The 22,174-nt window shown below is 38.5% G+C and carries 16 protein-coding genes; 2 read left to right on the top strand and 14 right to left on the bottom strand.

The window, feature by feature from the left end:
• Positions 1-4 precede the first annotated feature (4 nt).
• The 8 genes from HCH28_RS00595 to HCH28_RS00560 form a co-directional block, all read right to left on the bottom strand.
• Positions 5-1,543 carry an acyl-CoA carboxylase subunit beta gene (locus HCH28_RS00595; RefSeq protein WP_004225528.1) on the bottom strand — a complete coding sequence of 513 codons (1,539 nt, stop codon included), beginning with the start codon at positions 1,541-1,543 and terminating at the stop codon, positions 5-7.
• Between the two features lie 53 nt (positions 1,544-1,596).
• A complete protein-coding gene (locus HCH28_RS00590; RefSeq protein WP_221679113.1) occupies positions 1,597-2,379 on the bottom strand; it encodes an enoyl-CoA hydratase in 783 nt (260 codons plus the stop codon).
• Complete coding sequence (locus tag HCH28_RS00585) at positions 2,376-3,293, bottom strand: hydroxymethylglutaryl-CoA lyase (protein ID WP_221679112.1); 918 nt, start codon at positions 3,291-3,293, stop codon at positions 2,376-2,378. Before HCH28_RS00585 ends, HCH28_RS00590 begins: the two co-directional genes overlap by 4 nt.
• Positions 3,294-3,307: 14 nt before the next feature.
• Positions 3,308-3,520 carry an acetyl-CoA carboxylase biotin carboxyl carrier protein subunit gene (locus HCH28_RS00580; RefSeq protein WP_004225532.1) on the bottom strand — a complete coding sequence of 71 codons (213 nt, stop codon included), beginning with the start codon at positions 3,518-3,520 and terminating at the stop codon, positions 3,308-3,310.
• A 68-nt stretch (positions 3,521-3,588) separates the two neighbouring features.
• Positions 3,589-4,947, bottom strand: coding sequence for an acetyl-CoA carboxylase biotin carboxylase subunit (locus HCH28_RS00575; protein WP_221679111.1), 1,359 nt, complete (start codon positions 4,945-4,947; stop codon positions 3,589-3,591).
• Between the two features lie 15 nt (positions 4,948-4,962).
• On the bottom strand, positions 4,963-6,597 hold the full coding sequence (locus HCH28_RS00570; protein ID WP_221679110.1) for an AMP-binding protein: 1,635 nt from the start codon (positions 6,595-6,597) through the stop codon (positions 4,963-4,965).
• A 43-nt stretch (positions 6,598-6,640) separates the two neighbouring features.
• Complete coding sequence (locus HCH28_RS00565) at positions 6,641-7,783, bottom strand: acyl-CoA dehydrogenase (RefSeq protein ID WP_004225536.1); 1,143 nt, start codon at positions 7,781-7,783, stop codon at positions 6,641-6,643.
• A gap of 119 nt (positions 7,784-7,902) precedes the next feature.
• Positions 7,903-8,520: a TetR/AcrR family transcriptional regulator gene (locus HCH28_RS00560; RefSeq protein ID WP_221679109.1), complete on the bottom strand. Its 618-nt coding sequence runs from the start codon at positions 8,518-8,520 to the stop codon at positions 7,903-7,905.
• 376 nt (positions 8,521-8,896) lie between these two features.
• Between HCH28_RS00560 and HCH28_RS00555 the strand changes: the two genes are divergently transcribed.
• Positions 8,897-11,086 (top strand): DNA topoisomerase III, encoded by a 2,190-nt coding sequence (locus HCH28_RS00555; RefSeq protein WP_221679108.1) that lies wholly within the window; start codon positions 8,897-8,899, stop codon positions 11,084-11,086.
• 135 nt (positions 11,087-11,221) lie between these two features.
• On the opposite strand, the gene abaF is transcribed toward HCH28_RS00555, so the two are convergent.
• Genes abaF through dapA form a run of 3 tightly spaced genes read right to left on the bottom strand, consistent with a single transcriptional unit; the run spans position 11,222 to position 14,930 of the window.
• A complete protein-coding gene (gene abaF / locus HCH28_RS00550) occupies positions 11,222-12,529 on the bottom strand; it encodes a fosfomycin efflux MFS transporter AbaF (protein ID WP_221679107.1) in 1,308 nt (435 codons plus the stop codon).
• Between the two features lie 32 nt (positions 12,530-12,561).
• On the bottom strand, positions 12,562-14,046 hold the full coding sequence (locus HCH28_RS00545; RefSeq protein ID WP_221679106.1) for an aldehyde dehydrogenase: 1,485 nt from the start codon (positions 14,044-14,046) through the stop codon (positions 12,562-12,564).
• A 17-nt stretch (positions 14,047-14,063) separates the two neighbouring features.
• Entirely contained in the window at positions 14,064-14,930 is an 867-nt protein-coding gene (dapA, locus tag HCH28_RS00540) for a 4-hydroxy-tetrahydrodipicolinate synthase (RefSeq protein WP_221679105.1), read from the bottom strand.
• A gap of 529 nt (positions 14,931-15,459) precedes the next feature.
• Between dapA and HCH28_RS00535 the strand changes: the two genes are divergently transcribed.
• A complete protein-coding gene (locus HCH28_RS00535; protein ID WP_221679104.1) occupies positions 15,460-16,005 on the top strand; it encodes a helix-turn-helix domain-containing protein in 546 nt (181 codons plus the stop codon).
• A gap of 337 nt (positions 16,006-16,342) precedes the next feature.
• Here the strand turns inward: HCH28_RS00535 and HCH28_RS00530 are convergent, their stop codons facing one another.
• From HCH28_RS00530 to HCH28_RS00520, 3 genes are all read right to left on the bottom strand, one after another.
• Positions 16,343-17,413: a glycosyltransferase family 2 protein gene (locus HCH28_RS00530; RefSeq protein ID WP_221679103.1), complete on the bottom strand. Its 1,071-nt coding sequence runs from the start codon at positions 17,411-17,413 to the stop codon at positions 16,343-16,345.
• Between the two features lie 149 nt (positions 17,414-17,562).
• Positions 17,563-18,315 carry a hypothetical protein gene (locus HCH28_RS00525; RefSeq protein WP_221679102.1) on the bottom strand — a complete coding sequence of 251 codons (753 nt, stop codon included), beginning with the start codon at positions 18,313-18,315 and terminating at the stop codon, positions 17,563-17,565.
• A 1-nt stretch (position 18,316) separates the two neighbouring features.
• The gene (locus tag HCH28_RS00520; RefSeq protein WP_221679101.1) at positions 18,317-22,099 is read right to left on the bottom strand and encodes a DEAD/DEAH box helicase; all 3,783 of its coding nucleotides are present in this window, start codon (positions 22,097-22,099) and stop codon (positions 18,317-18,319) included.
• Positions 22,100-22,174: the final 75 nt, after the last annotated feature.

Here is a 22,174-nt window from a genome sequence, read left to right as displayed (position 1 = left end):
ATGTTTAAACTGGGTTTACCCCATGCTTACGTTGTGAGAATAATAAGTATTTTGACATATAAAGTTCTAAGCGATTTTCTAGTACCTTACGCAGCTCATTAGGCTCAATCACATCATCAATGATAAGCTCTGAAGCTAAGCGATACACATCAATTTCCTCTTGATATTCTTTACGTTTCTCGGCAATGAAGCTTGCTTGCTCTTCTTTTGGAAGTTCTGCAATTTTATTGGCATAGACTGCATTGACAGCAGCTTCTGGTCCCATTACGGCAATTTGTGCATTTGATAAGGCAATACAGCAGTCTGGTTCAAACGCAGGGCCAGCCATTGCATATAATCCTGCACCATACGCTTTACGCACAATGACTGTTAGCTTAGGAACAGTTGCCTCACTCATGGCAAAAATCATTTTAGCACCATGACGGATGATTCCTGCTTTTTCTACCTGAGTACCAATCATAAAGCCTGGAACGTCTGCTAGGAATAACAGTGGGATATTGAATGCATCACAAAGTGAAATAAATTTCGCCGCTTTATCAGCAGAATCATGGAATAGCACGCCTCCCTTAACGCGTGGTTGGTTAGCGATAATGCCGACTGATTGACCATTAATTCGGGCAAGGCCTGTAATTAATTCTGGTGCAAATAATTTCTTAACCTCACAAAACGAATCTTCATCGATAATACGATCAATTAGCTTATACATATCAAATGGAACATTTTGATTTTGAGGAATTAATTCTTCAATAGATTTATCAAATGAAGCCGGTGGTTTAGGAGCCTCTACCTTGCTACGCTCTGCATAGTTATTAGGGAAGTATCCTAAATATTTCCGCGCATAAGTAATAGCCTCCTGTTCGGATTTAACAAGCACATCTCCACAACCCGAAACGGAACAGTGCATTTTTGCGCCACCCATTGTTTCTAAATCTACTTTCTCACCGATAACCATTTCGGCCATACGAGGAGATCCTAAATACATAGAAGCATTTCCTTCTACCATCACCACGATATCGCAAAATGCAGGAATATAGGCACCACCTGCTGCGGAAGGACCAAATAATAAGCAAATTTGCGGAACTTTTCCTGACAGCTTGACTTGATTGTAGAAAATGCGTCCTGCACCTCTGCGTCCTGGGAACATTTCAAGTTGATCTGTAATACGGGCACCCGCTGAATCCACTAAATAGAGTAATGGACAATTCAACTTTTCAGCGGTTTCTTGAATGCGAATCATTTTTTCAACCGTGCGTTTTCCCCAAGAACCAGCTTTAATCGTTGAATCGTTCGCTAGCACACAAACTGTGCGACCATGGATTTTACCAATACCAGTGATAACTCCATCTGCTGGTAAATCCCCTGCTAAACAGTTCGCATAGAGCCCATCCTCTGATTGAAGACCATCATCAAGTAATAGTTCAAGACGCTCACGTACAAATAGCTTGCCTTGTTGTGCATTTTTGTCATGATATTTTGGTAATCCACCTGCTAAAATTTTATCTTTCATTGTAGGTGGTGTATTTTCTGTCGAGATATTGCTCATGTTTATTTCCTCCCTTTGCCCAATCGATTACACCAAAATTATTTCTTGGCGTTTTATTTCCCTGAATATTGTGGCGCTCGCTTCTCTTGGAAGGCAAGTAAGCCCTCTAATCGGTCTTCTGTTGGGATCAGTGCACTATATGCAAGTGATTCAATTTTTAACCCGGTAGCTAAATCTACCTCAACACCTTGATTGATAGCAACTTTGGCTTGCACTAAAGAAAGTGGTGCATTTTTTGCCATTTCCAGTGCAAGCTGTTGTGCCTTATCTAATACCTCATGTCCTTCATAAACATATTCGATAATGCCATAATTTTCAGCTTCTTCGGCATTGAGCCTACGTGCTGTATAAATTAATTCCTTTGCTTTACCAAGACCAATTAAACGTGGAAGTCGCTGTGTCCCCCCAGCACCTGGAATAATACCGAGCGAAGTTTCTGTTAAGCCAAGCTTTACATGTGTAGCAGCAATTCGTAAATCACAAGCTAGTGCCAACTCCAAGCCTCCACCAAAGGCTACACCATTTAGGACAGCAATGACAGGCTGTGCAAGTGTTTCAACTTTTGCCACAGTGGCACCAATCAGCTGCACGATCTTCTTCACTTGTTGATCAGACATTCCTTTACGTTCCTTTAAATCAGCACCTGCACAAAATGCCTTTTCGCCCGCACCTGTTAAAAGGACTACACGCACTGCTGGATCTCCATTGATTTGATCAAGCGTGTCAGACAGCTCATGCAGTAATTGAACCGACATAGCGTTAGCAGCTTCTAGTCTTGAAAGTGTAATAAGTCCAATACTATCCTCTAGTAATTCAAAACGAACGAGTTGTGTCATCCCTGATTTGCACTCCTTTCATTGCGGACAATAGCCATTTGCTTTGATGCAACAGCCTTGCCTAACTTCTCTTCAATAAAGAGTGCCGCCTCTAGCACCTTTTGTCGATCTACGCCTGTTTCAATGCCCATCTCATCAAATAAATACAATAAATCTTCTGTGGCTACATTACCTGAGGCACCCTTTGCATATGGGCAGCCCCCTAGCCCACCAAGCGCACTATCAAATTTGCTAATACCCATCTCTAAGGATTTCATAATATTGGCTAATGCGGTCCCACGTGTATCATGAAAGTGCATGGCAAATTTTTCAGCAGGATACCTTTTTAGTAATTCCTCTAAAAGAAACTCAATCTGCGTCGGTACACCAACACCAATTGTGTCACCAAGCGATATTTCAGTCACACCCATCTCCAATAATTTTTCCGTTACTCGTAATACCTTGTCAGGGTGTATATACCCCTCATAGGGACAACCAATAACCGTTGAGATATAACCTCGAACATGTTTCTTTGCAGCCTGAGCTCCTACTACAACTTCCTCTAATATGGGAAATGTATCTTCTATGGTTTTATTAATATTACTTTGGTTATGGCTTTCACTAGCAGACATAAAAATACTTACTTCATCTACTTCAGCCTGCAATGCGCGTTCTAAGCCCCGCATATTGGGTACAAGTGCCGCATAGGTAATATCCTTATGTCTTTTAATGGCTTGCAGAACCTCGACTGCATCTGCCAATTGAGGAATCCATTTGGGATGCACAAAAGATGTCACTTCAATATAATTTAATCCTGTTTGACCTAATAAATTTACTAATTGCACTTTATCAGCTGTTGAAATATGCGTTTTTTCATTTTGTAAGCCATCACGGGGACCAACTTCTTTGATTGTGACTTGCTTAGGTAGCTGCATAAACAAGCCTCCTCTTATTCAATTTCTAAAATATCATCATCAACGTTAATAAAGTCTCCCTCATTGGCAATGATTTTCGTCACTACGCCATCCTCTTCTGCTGCAATTGGAATTTCCATTTTCATCGATTCTAAAATGGCTACATCTTGACCTGCTGTCACTTTCTCGCCCTCTGTTACGACGATTTTCCATACTGTTCCTGCCATGCTTGCTTTTACTGTTGCCATAATCATTCACTCCTAATTTTTTTATCATGTATTCGTCCCTCTATGGAAGCACGAATACATGATCATTGTTATTTTGTTTCTGCTAATTGCGGTAAATAATATTGCTCTACAAATTTTGTTGTCGTATGCCCTTTTAAAAATTGCTCATGTGTGATGGTATTTAAAAGCATCGGGATATTCGTTTGAATCCCCTCCACTTTATACGCCTTCAGCGCTTGTGCTAATCTTTCACAGGCAATTTCTCTTGTTTCCCCCCACACTACCAATTTACTAATCATCGGATCATAGAATGGTGTTACCACTGAACCAGACTCTACGCCACATTCATGTCGAATTCCTTCACCGGTCGGTAATTCAAGAGTCGTAATGGTACCTGGAGACGGGAAAAATGTCGAAGCATTTTCAGCGTATATGCGCACTTCAATCGCGTGCCCTTCTTTAGTAATATTTTCTCTAGTAAATGTAAGAGGTTGTTTTGCCGCAATTTTTAATTGCTCTTCTACTAAATCAAGCTTCGTAATTTCCTCCGTAACGGGATGCTCTACCTGTAGTCTTGTATTCATTTCTAAAAAATAAAAGTTTTGATCTTCATCAACCAAGTATTCGATTGTTCCAGCATTGACATAACCAATATGCATTGCCGCCTTAACTGACGCTTCTAGCATTTTTTCTCTTGTCTCTTGTGAGATGAACGGGGATGGTGCTTCTTCTACTACTTTTTGATTTCTTCGTTGAATAGAGCACTCACGTTCAAATAATGGAACAACATTGCCTTGATGATCTGCAATAATTTGCACCTCGACATGGTGAGGGTTAGCAATGAACCGCTCCATATACATCGTGCCATCACCAAAGAATGATTGTGCACGCTTTTGATTGCCCTCAAAAGCTTTGGCTAGTTCCTCGGCATTTTCAACTAGTTGCATACCGATACCGCCACCGCCTGCAGATGCCTTTAACATAATAGGATAGCCTAAACGCTCCGCTATGCTAGTGGCTTCTTCTACATCCTTCACAGGCGCTTCTACACCCTCTACAATCGGTACACCTGCAGCTTTCATTGTTTTACGTGCCTCTAATTTACTGCCCATTGAAGCAATCACATCAGCACTTGGCCCGATAAACACTAAACCCGCCTCTGCACAACGTTTCGCAAAATTTGCATTCTCTGATAGTAAACCATAGCCAGGATGAACAGCCTCTGCGCCACTTTCTAGTGCAATTTCAAGAATGCGGTCGATATTTAAATAGCTCTGTGCAACCGGTGGCTTCCCCACACAGAAAGCTTCGTCTGCATCTTTCACATGTAAGCTTTCTGCATCTGCCTCTGAATAGATAGCAACCGTATGAATATTTAGGCGCTTGCATGTTCTGATCACACGTCTAGCAATCTCCCCACGATTTGCAATTAATACCTTGTTGAACATATTCACTGCCCCTCCTTACTTTACGGTCATAACGAAATCTTCTCGTAATTTATATTTTTGAACTTTTCCAGATGCAGTCATTGGATAGTTATCAATAAAGAAAATATGTCGCGGAATTTTATGTCTAGAAATTTTATCTCGACAATAATCTCGGATTTCATCCGCTGTAGCCTGCTCCCCTTCTTTTAAAACAATCCAAGCTGCCGCCTCCTCGCCATAAACAGGATCAGGGACACCTGCAACCTGAACATCTGAAATTTTCGGATGTGTATAAAGGAACTCCTCAATTTCACGAGGATATAAGTTTTCGCCACCACGGATAATCATATCCTTTAAACGACCTGTTACACGGACATAACCTGCTTCATCCATTGTTGCTAAATCACCTGTATGCAACCAACCATCCTCGTCAATAGCCAGATCTGTTTCCTCCTGGTTTTTATAATAGCCCTTCATCACATGATAGCCCCTTGTACACAGCTCTCCCTGTTCATTTGTCGGAGCTTCCTCGGTAGTTCCAGGAACAACAATCTTTACTTCTAGGTTAGGTAAAGCGCGGCCAACCGTCTCCACCTTTAACACTAGCGGGTCATCCGTTCTTGTCTGTGTAATAACAGGTGATGATTCTGTTTGACCGTAGCATATTGTTATATCTTTCATGCCCATCTTCTCAATGACCGCTTTCATAACCTCAATTGGACAGTTTGATCCTGCCATGACGCCTGTACGTAAAGTTGAAAGATCGAAAGATGCAAAATTTGATAAATTAAGTTCACTAATGAACATCGTTGGCACGCCATGTAAGGCAGTGCATTGCTCTTGTTGAACGGTTCTTAGTACCTCTTCAGGTGAGAACTCCTGTACTGGTACCATCGTTCCACCACTCGTTGTGATGGCTAATGTGCCTATGACACAACCAAAGCAATGGAAGAATGGAACTGGGATACATAGACGATCCTCTGCCGTTAAACGCATACATTCAGCAATATTGACAGCATTATTGACTAAGTTAAAATGCGTTAGCATTACTCCCTTAGGAAAGCCTGTTGTACCAGAAGTATATTGAATATTAATGACATCATCATAATGGAGAGATTGCTCTCTCTGATCTAACTGTTCCTCGGTTACTTGCTCGGCAGCTGTTAAAACATCTGACCAATTAAGTACGCCGGGGTATTTGGTTTCACCGATTAAAATAACATTTTTTAATAAAGGTAGTCGCTTTGATTGCAAATTACCTGGTTCACAATGTTCAAGCTCTGGACATAACTCTTGCAGTGTATTGATAAAAGAATGGTCTCGATAATTTTCAATTAAAAAAATCGTTTTAGCATCAGATTGCTTCAATAAATACTCCAACTCACTCGCACGGTAATTCGTATTTACCGTTACAATTGGAGCACCCATCTTCCCTGTACCAAATTGAAGCTGTACCCACTCAGGAACATTCGTCGTCCATACTGCGATATGATCTCCCTTTTCAATTCCAAGAGCCATTAAACCTCTCGCTACGTATCGCGCTTGACGATTTAGCTGTTCATAAGTCATGCGTAAATTTCTGTCAGCATAGACCAATGCTTCATTCTGCGGGTACTTTTTTGATTGTTCATCTAGCAATTGACCAATTGTTTGATACACAAGTTCTGCCATGAAGATCCCCCTTATTTATGCTATTTAACTTAACTAATGATGATTAACAGCCAATTAGACGAGAAATAACAAGACGTTGAATTTCAGATGTCCCTTCACCGATTTCCATTAATTTAATATCACGTAAATGACGTTCTACATCGTATTCTTTCATATATCCAGAACCACCATGAATTTGGATTGCTTGATTACATGTACGGAAGCCCATTTCAGAAGCAAATAGTTTAGCCATCGCAGCTTCTTTGCCAAATGGCTTCTTTTGATCTTTTAACCATGCCGCTTTATGTACTAACGTACGAGCTAGCTCTATTTCCATCGCCATGTCAGCTAATTTAAATTGGATCGCCTGTAACTTCGAAATAGGTGCACCAAATTGCTCACGTTCCTTCGCGAATTTTAGTGCCTTTTCATAAGCAGCCTGGGCAATTCCAACAGAAAGAGCAGCGATGGAAATACGACCACCGTCCAATGTATTTAAAAACTGGCTAAAGCCACGTTTTTCATCCCCTAATAGATTTGTTCTTGGGACACGAACATTTTCTAACACAATCTCACATGTATTGGAGCCACGTACACCCATTTTGTCATAATTACAGTTGATTGTTACACCTGGTGTGTTTGTTGGCACAATAATAGAAGAAATAATCTTTTTACCATCCTCACGTTTACCTGTTACCGCCGTTACAATAATTTGTCGAGCATATCCTGCATTGGTGATCCAGCATTTCTCTCCGTTAATGATGTAGTCATCACCATCAATAATAGCTGTAGTACGTGTGCCCCCTGCATCTGAACCAGCATTTGGCTCTGTTAAACCGAATGATCCTAATGTCTCACCCTTAGCTAATGGAACTAGCCACTCTTGCTTTTGTTCCTCTGTGCCGAAGTTGTAAATTGGTGAGGCTCCTAAGCTAACAGCAGCTGCATAGCTTAACCCTGTGCCCCCACATGCTCGACCAATCTCCTCTACAGCTAAAGCATAGGACACCGTATCACCACCTGATCCACCATATTCCTCAGGAAACGGGATACCCAATAAGCCTAGTTCTGCCATCTTCTTAAAGCTCTCTATTCTCATTGTTGATGTCTCATCAACCTCACGAGCATACGGTTTAATCTCCTTCTCAGCAAAATCACGCACCATGTCTCGAATCATTTCTTGCTCTTTTGTTAATTCAAAATTCATCCCTAGTCCCCCTAATGTCGAATTTGCCATAGTAAATGTAGCTTAAGAATAATTGCTTACAGTTAATACCGACTAGTCGGTTTGTAAAAACAAATAATAAAACCAGTGTTTCCTACTGGCTACCCCTTTATTATAAATTGCTTCGCTTCTTCCATGGCTTGTTCTGTCACAATTGCCCGTAATACCATATCGGTAAAAACATCTGTGATTTGCTCCATCGTTAATGGTCCTGATTGCTTAAACCATTTGTATGTCCAGTTAATCATCCCGACAATTGCCATTGTCACAATTGTACAAGGTAATTCGGTACGAAAAACCTTTGCTTCCTGACCCTCTGCTATCACTCTTTGTAAAATATCACGATAGTGATCTCGCTTTTTATGGATGATGTCACTATATTCATCTGAGAGTGAACGACTTTCTTCATAAAAAATCGTAATATGTGCTTGATACATATCAAATACTTGTGTCAGTGTTTGCAGCATGGCACACAAACGTGTGATAGGTGTATCGAATTTGTCATATGCAGCTTGCGATTGTTGAATGACATATAAAATAAAGACATCATGAATTTCATACAACAGTTCATCTTTTGATTTAAAATTATGATAAAATCCACCCTTTGATGCCCCAATGTATTCCACAATACGATCCACTGTTACATTGTGATAACCATCTTGTTGAAACAATTCAACGGAAGCGTCTACAATTCTTTGTTTTAACGTTTTCTTTACCATAGGCACCTATCATCCTTCATCTAGCTCTATACTTCATCACTCCTTATAATCAGGAAAAATCATTCAAACCCATAAAGTATTCTATTTTTTCCTAATTATAAAAATACTATGACAACATAAATATAGCATTCTCAAAATTTGGTGTCTAGCAACAAAATAGATTTTTTGCAAAATTACGAGCATAATTTTTACATAGAACAGAAATTAAAAGGCTAAAATCACATATACACCATATGAAGTTTCTTTGCTCTCCATGACAATTTTTCTTCCCTTTCTTTTCTTTGCCTATTAAATGCATTTTACATTGCAGTTAAACTGCGAACCCACTCAACCTATGCTATATTTAAAACCATGGAACTATGAAAGGGTGTTAACAATGGCAAAGAGCGTAGTAATTGCTGAAAAACCTTCTGTAGCACGTGATATTGCACGTGTACTGAAATGTAATAAAAAAGGAAATGGCTTCCTTGAGGGAGATAAATACATTGTGACTTGGGCGCTTGGACATCTTGTAACACTAGCTGACCCAGAAAGCTATGATGTGAAATATAAAACATGGAATCTTGAAGATCTACCCATGTTACCTGAACGCTTAAAACTAACGGTTATAAAGCAAACTGGAAAGCAATTTAATGCGGTCAAAAGTCAGCTTACACGTAATGATGTTAATGAAATCATCATTGCTACAGATGCTGGACGTGAAGGTGAATTAGTAGCACGCTGGATACTCGATAAAGTGAAAATTAAAAAGCCTTTGAAACGCCTATGGATTTCCTCTGTTACAGATAAGGCAATTAAAGATGGGTTTGCCAATCTCAAGCCAGGTAATGCATATGATAATCTATATGCCTCTGCTGTAGCTCGCTCAGAGGCAGATTGGTATATTGGGCTGAATGCTACTCGTGCTTTAACTACCCGCTTTAACGCACAGTTGAATTGCGGACGTGTACAAACACCAACAGTAGCGATAATTGCTGCACGTGAAGATGAGATTAAAAACTTTAAGGCACAAACTTATTATGGTATTGAAGCGCAAACAGCTGACAACTTAAAGCTCACATGGCAAGACCAAAATGGTAATAGTCGTAGCTTTGATAAAGATAAAATCGATACACTGGTGAAAAAAATAGGAAATAGCAATGCCATCGTTGCGGACATTGAAAAGAAACCTAAAAAATCATTTGCACCTGGCCTTTATGATTTAACTGAATTGCAGCGTGATGCCAATAAAATCTTCGGCTACTCAGCGAAGGAAACATTGAATATCATGCAAAAACTTTATGAGCAACATAAAGTGTTAACTTATCCACGTACGGATTCTCGCTTTATTTCACAGGATATCGTTGCTACACTACCAGAACGCTTAAAGGCCTGTGGTATTGGTGAATATCGCTCCATCGCCAATAAACTGCTCACTAAACCAATCAAGCCAACAAAGGCCTTTGTCGACGATAGTAAAGTATCCGATCATCATGCGATAATTCCAACAGAGGGCTATGTAAATTATTCAGCTTTCACAGATAAAGAACGTAAAATTTATGATCTTGTTGTAAAGCGTTTCCTAGCTGTTCTACTTCCTGCTTTTGAATATGAACAATTAACATTACGTGCAAAAATTGGCGATGAAAGCTTTATTGCTCGTGGAAAAACGATTTTATCATCTGGCTGGAAAGAAGTTTATGAACATCGCTTTGATGATGAGGACACAGCAGATGACGTAAAGGAACAAATATTACCACGCATTGATAAGGGCGATATGTTAAAAGTAAAGCTTCTTGCCCAAACTTCTGGTCAAACAAAGCCACCTGCTAGATTTAACGAAGCTACTCTTTTATCAGCCATGGAAAACCCAACAAAATATATGGCAACGAATGATAAAAAATTAGCCGACACATTAAAATCTACGGGTGGTCTTGGCACAGTCGCAACACGTGCAGATATTATTGAAAAGCTTTTCAATTCCTTCTTAATAGAAAAACGTGGTGGCAAAGATATTTATATTACCTCTAAAGGTCGTCAACTACTCGACCTAGTGCCAGAGGAATTAAAATCCCCTGCCCTGACAGCAGATTGGGAGCAAAAGCTTGAGCTTATTGCAAAGGGTAAGCTAAAAAAAGATGTATTTATTAGCGAGATGAAAAATTACACAAAGGAAATTGTTACAGAGATTAAGGGTAGTGACAAAAAGTATAAGCATGATAATATCTCTACCAAATCATGTCCTGATTGCGGTAAACCGATGCTTGAAGTGAATGGCAAGAAAGGAAAAATGCTTGTCTGTCAAGATCGCGAATGTGGTCATCGTAAAAATGTCTCACGTACCACAAATGCACGTTGTCCACAATGTCATAAAAAATTGGAGCTTCGCGGAGAAGGCGATGGTCAAATTTTTGTTTGTAAATGTGGCTATCGTGAAAAATTATCTGCCTTTGAAGCAAGACGCAAAAAAGAAGGCGGAGGCAAGGTCGACAAGCGCTCAGTACAAAAGTACTTAAAGCAACAAAACAAAGAGGAACCTGTGAACAATGCACTTGCTGAAGCGTTGAAGGGGTTAAAGTTCGATTAAAAATAAAATATAAAAGAAGAGCATGTTTTGAAAGAAATCGTCAAAACATGCTCTTCTTTATATTAATAGAACTAGTTATCTAAAATTAAATTGATTATCGTACATAATTTTAAACGTTATAGCCAGCAAACCTATTTACTGTGCTTTCTTAAAAGTAAGTGATTTTCCTTTTGTTTCCTTCACCAGCATGATACATGAAATAGAAATGATACTTGATATAACCAAGTAAATTGAAATTGGGATGGAGCTATTAAATTTATTTAAAAGACTTAATGAAATTAATGGAGCCAATGAGCCTGCTAAAATTGGTGCTACTTGATAACATAAGGACAATGCTGTATATCTGATATGAGTTGGGAATAACTCTGTCATTAATGCTGAGTATGGAGAATACGTCATCGATTGAATGAATAAACCAAGAGTAATAGCAGACATAATGATCCAATCATTTCCTGTATCCATCATCGGAAACCCAACAAATCCCCAAAACGCTGTTAAAATTGCTCCTGTAATATAGATAGACTTTCTCCCCCAAATATCACTTAAGTGACCCATTAATGGTATGAAGAAAAAGTGAATAGCATGAGCACCAAACATTAATAATAAGATTTGGGTAGTGTCTTTATTGACGACAAGTTTTAAATAACTAATGGAGAAAGTAACCACCATATAGTATAAGATATTTTCTGCAAAACGAGCTCCAATACCTGCAATTATCGCTTTTTTGTGGTATTTAACCACTTCTATAATACCTAATTGTTGTTTTTCTAATTGCGCTTGTTTTTCTTGTGCTTCTTTGAAAACAGGGGCATCATCTACACTTTTGCGAATCCAAAGTCCAATCAGTACAACAACTGCTGAGAACCAAAATGCTACACGCCAACCCCAATCCATAAATTGCTCAGGGCTTAAGTTTTTAGATAAAAGTAAAAGGATAATTGTAGCTATTAAATTTCCCAGTGGCACACCCGCCTGTGGCCAACTTGCCCAATAACCACGACGATTGTTTGGGCTGTGCTCAGATACTAAAATAACAGCACCACCCCATTCTCCACCAAAAGCAAATCCTTGAATTAAACGTAAAGTAACAAGTAAGATAGGAGCCCAATAACCAATACTATTGAATGTGGGAATACATCCCATTAAGAAAGTCGTTATTCCAACGATGATCAAGCTAATTTGTAATAAATTTTTACGTCCGATTTTATCACCATAATGACCAAAAACAAGTCCACCGATAGGTCTGGCTAGAAATCCTACTGCATAGAGTGCAAATGCAGCTAAGATGCCATCAATAGCATTCCCTGTTTTCTGGAAAAACAATTCTCCAAAAACGAGAGCAGATGCAGTACCATATAAGAAAAATTCATACCATTCAGCTACAGATCCAATCATTGATGCAGCAACAACTTTTTTTAGTTGCTTATTGTCTGTTTTCTCCATATACACTCCCCCATAAAGGCCGATTCAAATTATTATGACTGAACGTACCAAATTACTTTTGTTTGCACATATTGCTCAAGTGCTTCCAAGCCATTGTCTTTACCACCAAAACCTGATTGTTTAAAGCCTCCAAACGGGGTAGTGATATCGCCCTCGCTAAAGCCATTCACAGAAACAGTTCCTGCTTTTATCTCACGTGCCACACGCATCGTTCGCTGAACGTTTTGGCTATAAAAAGATGCAGCCAGACCATAGGTAGTGTTATTGGCAAGTTCAATGGCCTCTTCTTCCGTTTCAAATGTACTAACTGCTAAAATCGGACCAAATACTTCATTTTGGAACAAGGTCATGTTAGCGGTTACATTGTCAAATATAGTGGGTTCAATGTACCAACCACTGCCCATCTCACAGTGAATATTACCACCAGTAACTAAGCGACCACCTTCTTGAATAGTAATGTCGAGGAATGATTTTACTTTATTAAAGTGCGCTTCTTCAATCATGGGACCAATGGCGACCGACTCATCCATTGGATTTCCTACTTTCCAGCTCTTTAAGCCTTCCTTTAGTTTTTCTAATAACACCTCTTTAATAGATTCATGTACAATCAATCGAGAACCACAGCTACAGTTTTCACTCATATTCCAGAAAGCGGCTGATAAAATATGTGGAACTGCCGCATCCAAATCTGCATCTTCAAACAATACTTGTGGACTCTTACCACCGCACTCTAAAATGATTTCTTTAAGATTACTTTCTGCTGAATATTTTAAGAAATATCTACCCACTTCTGTTGAACCAGTGAACGAGACAACATCCACATCCATATGTCTTCCCAAAGGTTCACCTACTTTTTCTCCCAAACCACACACCAAACTTAATGCTCCTTTAGGCACCCCCGCTTCATAAGCAAGTTCAATCATACGGAATGCGCTAAGTGACGTTAATTCCGCCGGTTTTACAATCACAGAATTACCTACTGCCAAAGCAGGTGCTACTTTCCAAGCAAACATTTGCGCGGGGAAATTCCAAGGTAATACTGCACCAACTACGCCAATGGGCTCAGTGACAATCAAACCCAGAGCATCTTTACCTGTAGGAGCAACTTTGCCAAAGACTTTATCAATGGCTTCAGCATACCAATAAAATGTATCAATGGTTGCTGGCATATCAGTATTCAAACATTCTGTAATAGGTTTACCTGCATCTACGCAATCCAAGGCGGCCAATTCTTCACTGTGTTTTTCTAGTAATTGTGCCCATCTAATCATTACTTTTTTTCTCTCACTCGGGGATAATTTACTCCAAGTACCTGTTTCAAATGTTTCTCTAGCTACCTTAACAGCCGCCTCTACATCCTGTGAATTACCATCGGCTATATAGCCAATTATGCTGTTGTCGATTGGAGTACGATTTTCTATTTTACAGTCTGTAGTCGAAAAACCATCAATTAAGTTACCAGCCCAAAGCTTCCCTTCTTTAGCAAGGGCAAAGATTTGTTCTTTTGATACGGTCATTTTATCTTTCCTCCAATTTATTTATTAAAAAAAGCCAAAAACTCCTCTTTTTCCTCTTCTGACAAATCAGATAAAGGTAGGCGCACTGTACCAACTTTGATTTCACCTTTCAGGCAACCTAACTTGGCCTTTTGGTTGTAGTTACCAGATTCCATCGAGTGGATAGCAGGATAGATATCCCTCATGATTTGCCGTGCTTTGTCCCAATCCCCTGCTATGGAAGCATTGAACATAGCTACTTGCTCCTCTGGGAACACATTACCTGCTCCAGCAATCCAACTTTTTGCGCCCCAAAAGAAAAAGTCAATTGGCTGATCGTCACAACCACAAATCACTTCAAAATTCTCAAATGGAGTTTGTAGCAAACGTAATGCACGGCTAAAATCACCACTACTCTCTTTAATAGCAACAATATTCTGATTTTTAGACAAATGCACCACCGTTTCATACTCAATTTCAATGCCGATACGAGCAGGGAAATTGTACATGATAATAGGTAAATCAGTTGAAGCCGCCACTGTTTCGTAATGGGCAATCAAACCACTTTGGTCAGGCAAGCTATAAGGTGTGGGTGATAACATTAAACCTTCATACCCTAAATCTTTAGCCTGTTTGGCACGGTTAACTGCCCCATCAGTTGATAAATCATTAATACCTGCAATTAAGGATATTCGACCTTTAGCAACTTCCGACACCGTTCTTAAAACGGTTTCACGTTCCACTTCATTCAAGGCGTAATATTCACCAGTTGTGCCACACACCACTAAACCATTAACACCTTTGTCAATAAATGTGTTTGTCAATTGCTTTAAAGTTTCTAAATCTAGGCTTAAATCCTGTTTAAATGGAGTCACTATAGGAACCAAAATACCATGAAAATTCATCTTCATTCTCCTTTATTATTTAATAGAATACTTGATTCAACAAATACAATATTGAAGTACAGCTTCAATTATTGAAGATAATAGCACACCGAATTTTCTATGTAAACTAAATTTTCCGAATATTTTTAAATGAAATCTTCTTTTATTTATATATTACACATATTTATTTAAGTGACACTTAAACTCGAATGATCAATCTTTATTGATGATTTAGATTGATTTACACCCAAATTTTGTAACCGTTCTGAAATTAAAGCTTTTGTGTTATCCTTATCAACGTGGCTTCTTCTATTTGGTGAAATATGTAGATAAACGAACACTGCAATAAGAATCATGAGAAGGTAACTACTATTGTATGGTTACTTTAGGGTCTAATTAGTTCTCGGAGTTATTGTGACTAGTCAAATTACAAAATAATAAAATAACCCTTAACATACACCTATGAAATAAATTTACTTAATGAATTTCACCCAAAGATATTTTTCTTGAATAGTAAATAGAACTAATATTTGTACAGGAGTGGAGAACAGTGACTGATATAATTGGAGCAAAAATAAAAAGTTTACGAAAAGAACGGAAGTTAACATTAAAACAAATAGCTGATCAAACGAATCTTTCAATTAGCTTTTTGTCCCAGGTTGAACGATCAAAATCATCCATAACGCTAGAATCATTGAAAAAAATATCTGAAGCACTTGGTGTTAATCCGAGCTATTTTTTTTCAGAGTCTGATGAAAAAATCGCACCTACAGTTATGCGTAATATTATTAGTAAAACGAACACCATGAATAACCAATTTTTTTATAGAGATTTAGCAGGAAACATTGAAAATCCACTCTTTAATCCCATCTTAGTATTATTGAATCCAGGTGCAAATCGAGAGGATTCTTATTCTCATTCTGGCCAAGAATTTCTTTATGTTTTGGAAGGCATACTAACCATTGTCATTGACAAAGAGGAGCATGATTTACATCCTTATGATTGTGTTTTCTTAGATTCAACCACCCCTCATAATTGGATAAATAAAACAGATTCAATTGTAAAGTTCCTTTGTATTTCAAGTATTCCGATATAATGTTTAGCAGGTTCATAATACACTTTGCTTGATTAAAAAAATACTCACAGCGCATTGCACACTGTGAGTATTTTTCATGTATACAGTTAATTGCAGACAGTTAGTAATAGGCAAATTCACAATTAAAGTGAATTTGCTCTTTTATTATGCATACTCATCCCTTCGAAACATATCTTGAATTGACTGAATATTCTATATCGAGGGAGGTTTTTAATGGAAGCAAAAAATTTTAGGCCACGTAATGTGATTTTTATGACGGTTGTTGTAGGTGTTTCATTGTTAATTGGCCAAGCTATTTATGTCTTGTTTATTGATGTACCTTTTCCATAAGAAAGATTTATATCTTTAACTGACTAAGTAAATATTTTTCATTATTGATTATTTCTTGATGATTCGGTTTCCATTTTTGTGCCTCTAGATTATGCTGAAAGGCATTTTCAAATAACCGTAACTCCCTGTACAAAAGGCTTAATTGTAGATGTGGAATCCATGTTGAATAAGCACGCTTTTGGATAGTCATTGTATCGGCAGGAGCTTGTTGCAAGGCTTGAGAGTACCAGTAAATAGCCTCTTTATGTTTTAATTGCTTCATAAAAAATTGGCCCATTCGGCAACATGCTTCTGACTTTGGTCGATCATATAAGAAAGATTGCAAAACAGCTTGCTGTGCTTGTTGATCATCATGTAAACGTCGATAGCATTCCCCTACATGTAAACAAGCCTCAATGCGATTATCTGTAGTGCCTAAGTTGCTATCCAAAAATAGGTTGTATTGATTAATAGCTTCTAGGTAACGGTGATGTAATTTTAGTTCATTCGCATAATGAAATGTCTCAATTGCTGAAAGAGAATGTCCATTCTTTATTAATCCCTCATAAATATTTATATTGCGATGAATATCTTTCGTTAACGGTAAATGTGTGACAGCAATATCACTATGATAGAGCTGCCCTGACACCCTTAAATTCTCATGAACAGCACCCTCCCATTGAAAATGATTCGCCCTTTTTACTAGACGAAACTTTCGTTCACTACACTCCACTTCCCCATCACAATCAAGCGTCAAATAATAATCCATTGTTACAGCATCAATAGAGGGAAATAACGATTGCTTTAGTTGGCTGAACTTGTGCTGATTTTCCTTTGTCATAACATCATCAGCATCAAGCCATAAAATATAGTCTTTTGTTGCCTGCTGAAAGGAAAAATTTCTAGCTTTAGCAAAATGATCACACCAGGAAAAGTCATAAATTCGAGAGGTAAAATTTTGGACAATCTCTTTTGTACGATCAGTTGAACCAGTATCAATAATATTAATCTCATCCACGAGGTGCTGAACCGAATCTAAGCATCTTTCAATCGTACATTGTGCATTTCTAACAATCATACATAAACTAATCGTTAACATCTGTCCCCTCCTTAGCGATGGTTTAATTTGTGCTAATGCAGTATTTTATCGAAAAAATTTTTCGATTATCACCTAACTCTGTAAATTTATAATTAAAATAAAAAAACGAACGCGATTTACGTTCGTTTTTTCTAGCAATTGAAATTGAATCAAGATAAATATTGCTCACGCCATGTTAATTGTTCTTCGTCTGTAAGTTGTTGCTCTAAATGATAATCCCATTGATTGAGTAATGTATTCCAAACTCGTACAAATACTATATCCTGTTCCTTATCATAAAGAACAAACTCTAAACATGGGCTATCATTTATTTGCTGAGCTGCTGTTTGAACAATTTTTGCGATGACTTTCTGAGAGCTCCCTTCCTCTTCTTCATCCGATTCCTGTAAAGCTGCAATCACCATGGACTCCTCAAATTGTTCCTGTTGTTCTGCCTCTTTGTCAATATAACGATAAAGCTCTGGCAATTCATCATATTCATCATTCCTCGTATCGATAGTGAGAAACGATTGATGGCAGGGACTAAAGTAAAGCGTAGAGGTTTCTTCCTCTAGTTCTTCTTCAAAAATACCTCGTTCTAGCTGCTTCTGTCCTTTTTCAGTTAGCCTATAGAAATCATCTTCATTCTTCACAAGGTTTACTCGAATCATTAAAGAAACCAAGTCTTCAATAAATAATGAGTCTACCAGCAATAGCTCGCTCAATTCCTGTGCATTGCTAAAATCCGCCTCTTGAATACTAAGCAGAAGCATTGTCATTAAGACATCCATTGTTGAACGACGAACAGGCTCATAGGTCACATCAACTGTTCGAATGGGAATACACCATTCAGCCATTTTGACAATCTTAATATTACGATTCTGCTGAAGCTCACGCATTAGTCGTTGTTGTAATTTTGACAATCTATATCACCAATCCTTCATGATTACGTAAGCCATCGTAGGATTTTACTGTTTTTAATAAATTCGCATACATCTCTCTTGTTTCTTGATGTTTTGCACGTTTTGCAAACATTTCTGCACTTCCAACAAGCAGTAGTAACTCACGTGCACGAGATAGCGCGACATTTAAACGACGATAATCTCTGGCAAAGCCAATATCCCCGCCCTTGGGTGTATTACGAACCATGCTCACTAAAATGACATCCATTTCCATCCCTTGGAATTTATCAACAGTCCCTGTTCTAAATTGCAGATGTGGTAGCTGTAATTCTTGCTGAAGAAGGCGATTAATTTTCTTTACTTGCTCACCGTAGAAACTGATGACACCAACGCTTTTTTGAGCATCCTGCGGCATACGCCCTGCTTCTTTTGCTGCCTTCACCGCTTCATTGAGATCTAGTAAAATACGTCGAATTGTGAGCAATTCTCCTTCATTAAAACGACTCGTTCCGCCTTTTACTTGCTCCTCTAAATAAGGTTTTTCTGTTGGAATATCAATCCACAGTAAATGGTCATCACGTTTTATAAACTGTCCTTCTAAGCCATGATCTCTTGCTGCATCCGAATCTGGTAAGCCACATTGCAAGCCATTTTCTTCTTCCGCATAAAATGGTGTGATACTTTGCATGATTTTCTCATGCATGCGGTATTGCAATGCTAGCATTTGCTTATGCGTTGGTGGCAAATTATTAAATAAACGCTCAAATAATGATTCACGCAACAGATTTTTTAATTCCTGTGCGCCTTCAAAGTTTGGATTTTCTTCTAGCATTGCCTTCAATGTTTCCTCCAGCGTATCATCCCCAAGTAATGGTGGTAGCTGATGATGATCACCTACTAAAATAACTTTTTTCCCCTTTAGCATTGGTAAGAGCAATTCTGGTGGTGTTGCTTTTGAAACTTCATCAATAATAACCACATCAAAGGTCGGATAATTTTCCATAAACTCCTTACTGGCAGAAGCTACGCATGTTGTACCAATAACGTTCGCATGACGTACATACAGTTTTCGAATTTCATCTAAATCATACTCTGTTGCGTTTTGTAATTTTTCACGCCATTGTTCTTGTAGTTTTTTGTGAAGGGGTAGCTGTTTTTCCTGACGTTGGAATGCTTCGATTGCATGCTTTGCAGTTTGAATAGCTTCCTTCACCTCTTCAGCCGTTCGTTCTGGCATAGATTGTAAAAGCTTTGTATAGGTAGCTAGTTGCTTTTCTTTCTTCAATCCAGCTATATTAATATCTTTTATCTGTTCTTCTATAAGCTTTAGCTGCTGTTCTACTTCCTGCAAGTTTGTTTGGACAGTCTGTAAAGAGGCTTGTTTAGGAACGAGTTGTACTTTAGCCTGCTCCACTGCCTCAAGCTGCTGCTTTGCTTGTAGAAGAGACTCTCTAGCTTGGGAGGCAAGAATTTTTAAATAGTCTACAGATTCTTCTGGTTCTTCAGTAATTTGAAAGGCGTTTGCTAATTGTTGTAACCGCTCTGTATGCTGTAAAAATGGTTGGAGCTGCCGCTGGTAACTTTGCACATCAAAGCTAGTTATTGCACACTCCTGATGAATTAAAGTTACAAGATTTTTACGAAAAGTTTCATATTCCTGATCTTTATGCTCTTGCTGTTGCTTTAGTGCTATCCCCTTTTGCCAAACAAAATCACGACGCATATATAACCCGAGCAAATAACTTTCAATAACATCACTTGCGGGTGCTTGACCATCTTGAAAAGCCGTGTTTAATTGTGCGAATACACCAGTAAGGTTTTGCAAAGAAAACGATTGTACTGGTTGTAGTCTACTTTTAGCAAGGGCTCGCTCCTTGACTTCATGCGTGACCAAAGCCTCTAGCTTCACAATTGCTTTTTGTAAACGAGCATTAATCGTTGACCATGCCTCTAAATCTTTCGCATCCTCTAAATGCTGCAAGCGACCTATTTGTTGCGAAAGTACATGAGAAGGGCGAATTTGATAATGTTGTAAAAAACGCTGAATAAGGTCAAATGAGGTTAAGGTGTATATATATTTTTGCGCTTCCTTCATGATTACTAGACGATTGCTTTCGATTTCATATTTCTGCTGTATCTCTTCAAATTGCTGTGTTAACTGGTGCTTTTGTTCTTGTAGTTCTTTATATTGAGCAGCAGCCTCTAGATGTTTCACTTTTTCAGTAGTTTCCTGAATCGTACCCTGTAGTTTCTCGACTGAAGGGTAATCAGCAAGTGTCTGTTCAAGCTGCTGTACAATTGGCTCAATTTGTGCGAGCTGTTTTTCATAATGCTCTTTTTGAGTCTCACATGTTTGTTGCTCTGTTTTAGCAACCTTCAATTCTTTTTTTAATGCTTGAATCTCCTGCTGTAAAATGGGTTCTTCAATAGCTGCCTGCTCTTTTGCAGCCATTTCCTGTGTTAATTGCTCAAGCCATTGCTCTAATTTCTCTAGCTCATCTTTTGCTTTTACAAGGTTTGCTTCTAGCTCTTGCTGACGTTCTGGAAATATTGTAATTGCTTCTTCAATCGCAGCAAGTGTCTGCGCACGCCACTGAAGCGCCACATTTTCCTCTATAAATTTTTTACCCTCTTCCTCAATACTTTCCGTTCTACCATAGCGTAAAATTCGAATTTCTTGATTGGACAGTAAGCGTCCTAATGCATTATCTACAGCTAAATTAGACTGTGAGGCAACAAGTGTTTTTAAGCCTGCTTTAACATTTTGCTGACAAATCTCTGAAATGACAGTTGTTTTCCCCGTACCAGGTGGACCCTGAATGACATACAAATCCTCAACTGATAGTGCACCTAAAACGGCTCGTCGTTGATATTCATTTAAATTATTATGAAATTCAATATCTTCGCGTAGCTTGGATGCACGAACTGTAGGGCGTCTCTCAAACAGTATTGTTTCTAAATTAGGGTTTACTGCCTCACCCTTTTCTAGCTTTGTAAAACCATTACGTAGTCGTCGAATTTGGCTTAATGTTGCAAAATTACTAAAGCTCGCTTGTTTTGAACGAAGATTCAGTCCGTCCTTACGAGCCAAATCCTGTATAAAAGGCTTTACATCAATTTCTACCGTTTGCTTTCCTGCATTAGCCTTTATAACCTGTCCTATTTCGCCTCGAATTCCTTGAATGCTAACACTTAACCCCTCTAGCTTTTTCCATTCTTTACTCTTTATGTAGGGACATACAATGGTTAAGCGTGTAAAGTCTTCATTGAAATAGCTTTGCTTAAATTCTGTATGAATATCATCAATGGTTGCATCTCGTTCTTGTATTTTTAAATAGCCTTCCCAGCTGGCTATACGTTTTTTCACATACTCTGTACGTTCTTCTGCAATCGGTAGCTGTCTTATTTTGGTGTGCAGCTCAAGTGGAATACCTGCTCCATTATTAGGCTTCGTCACAAATTGTAATGCAGCTGCTAAGCGACGATTTGTGTTAATAGGTCCACGCATATGGACAAATCGAATATTGGTTGCCAGCAATCCTTCCACCTTTAGCACACAATCCATAATAACCGTTTTCTCAGCAAGAAGATCGCTTAATTTTTCATTGTCCTCCGCATTAAAATAGATGGATAAAAAGGTTTCACCAACTGTTTTTGCTTTTCGTTTTTCAATATAGACAGTAAAAGATCTTTGTAACGCAAAAAAGGCATGCTCGTTTGCTGAGCATTCCTCTACCGCTTCCTTCGCCTTATTGGTCAAAATAAGATTACAGCGTTGTTTTTCTAGTAAAGCGATGTCCTGCATGAGCAGCCCTCCTTCCTGAGTCACTAAAGTTTTATTTTATCACATACTAAAACAATACTTACAAAGAAAAATCCC

It is taken from the genome of Lysinibacillus sp. K60 (assembly GCF_019731275.1).
GTDB classification, from domain to species: domain Bacteria; phylum Bacillota; class Bacilli; order Bacillales_A; family Planococcaceae; genus Lysinibacillus; species Lysinibacillus capsici.
The sequence above is the reverse complement of the archived record's forward strand: the minus strand, read 5'-3'. Positions and strand labels throughout refer to the sequence as shown.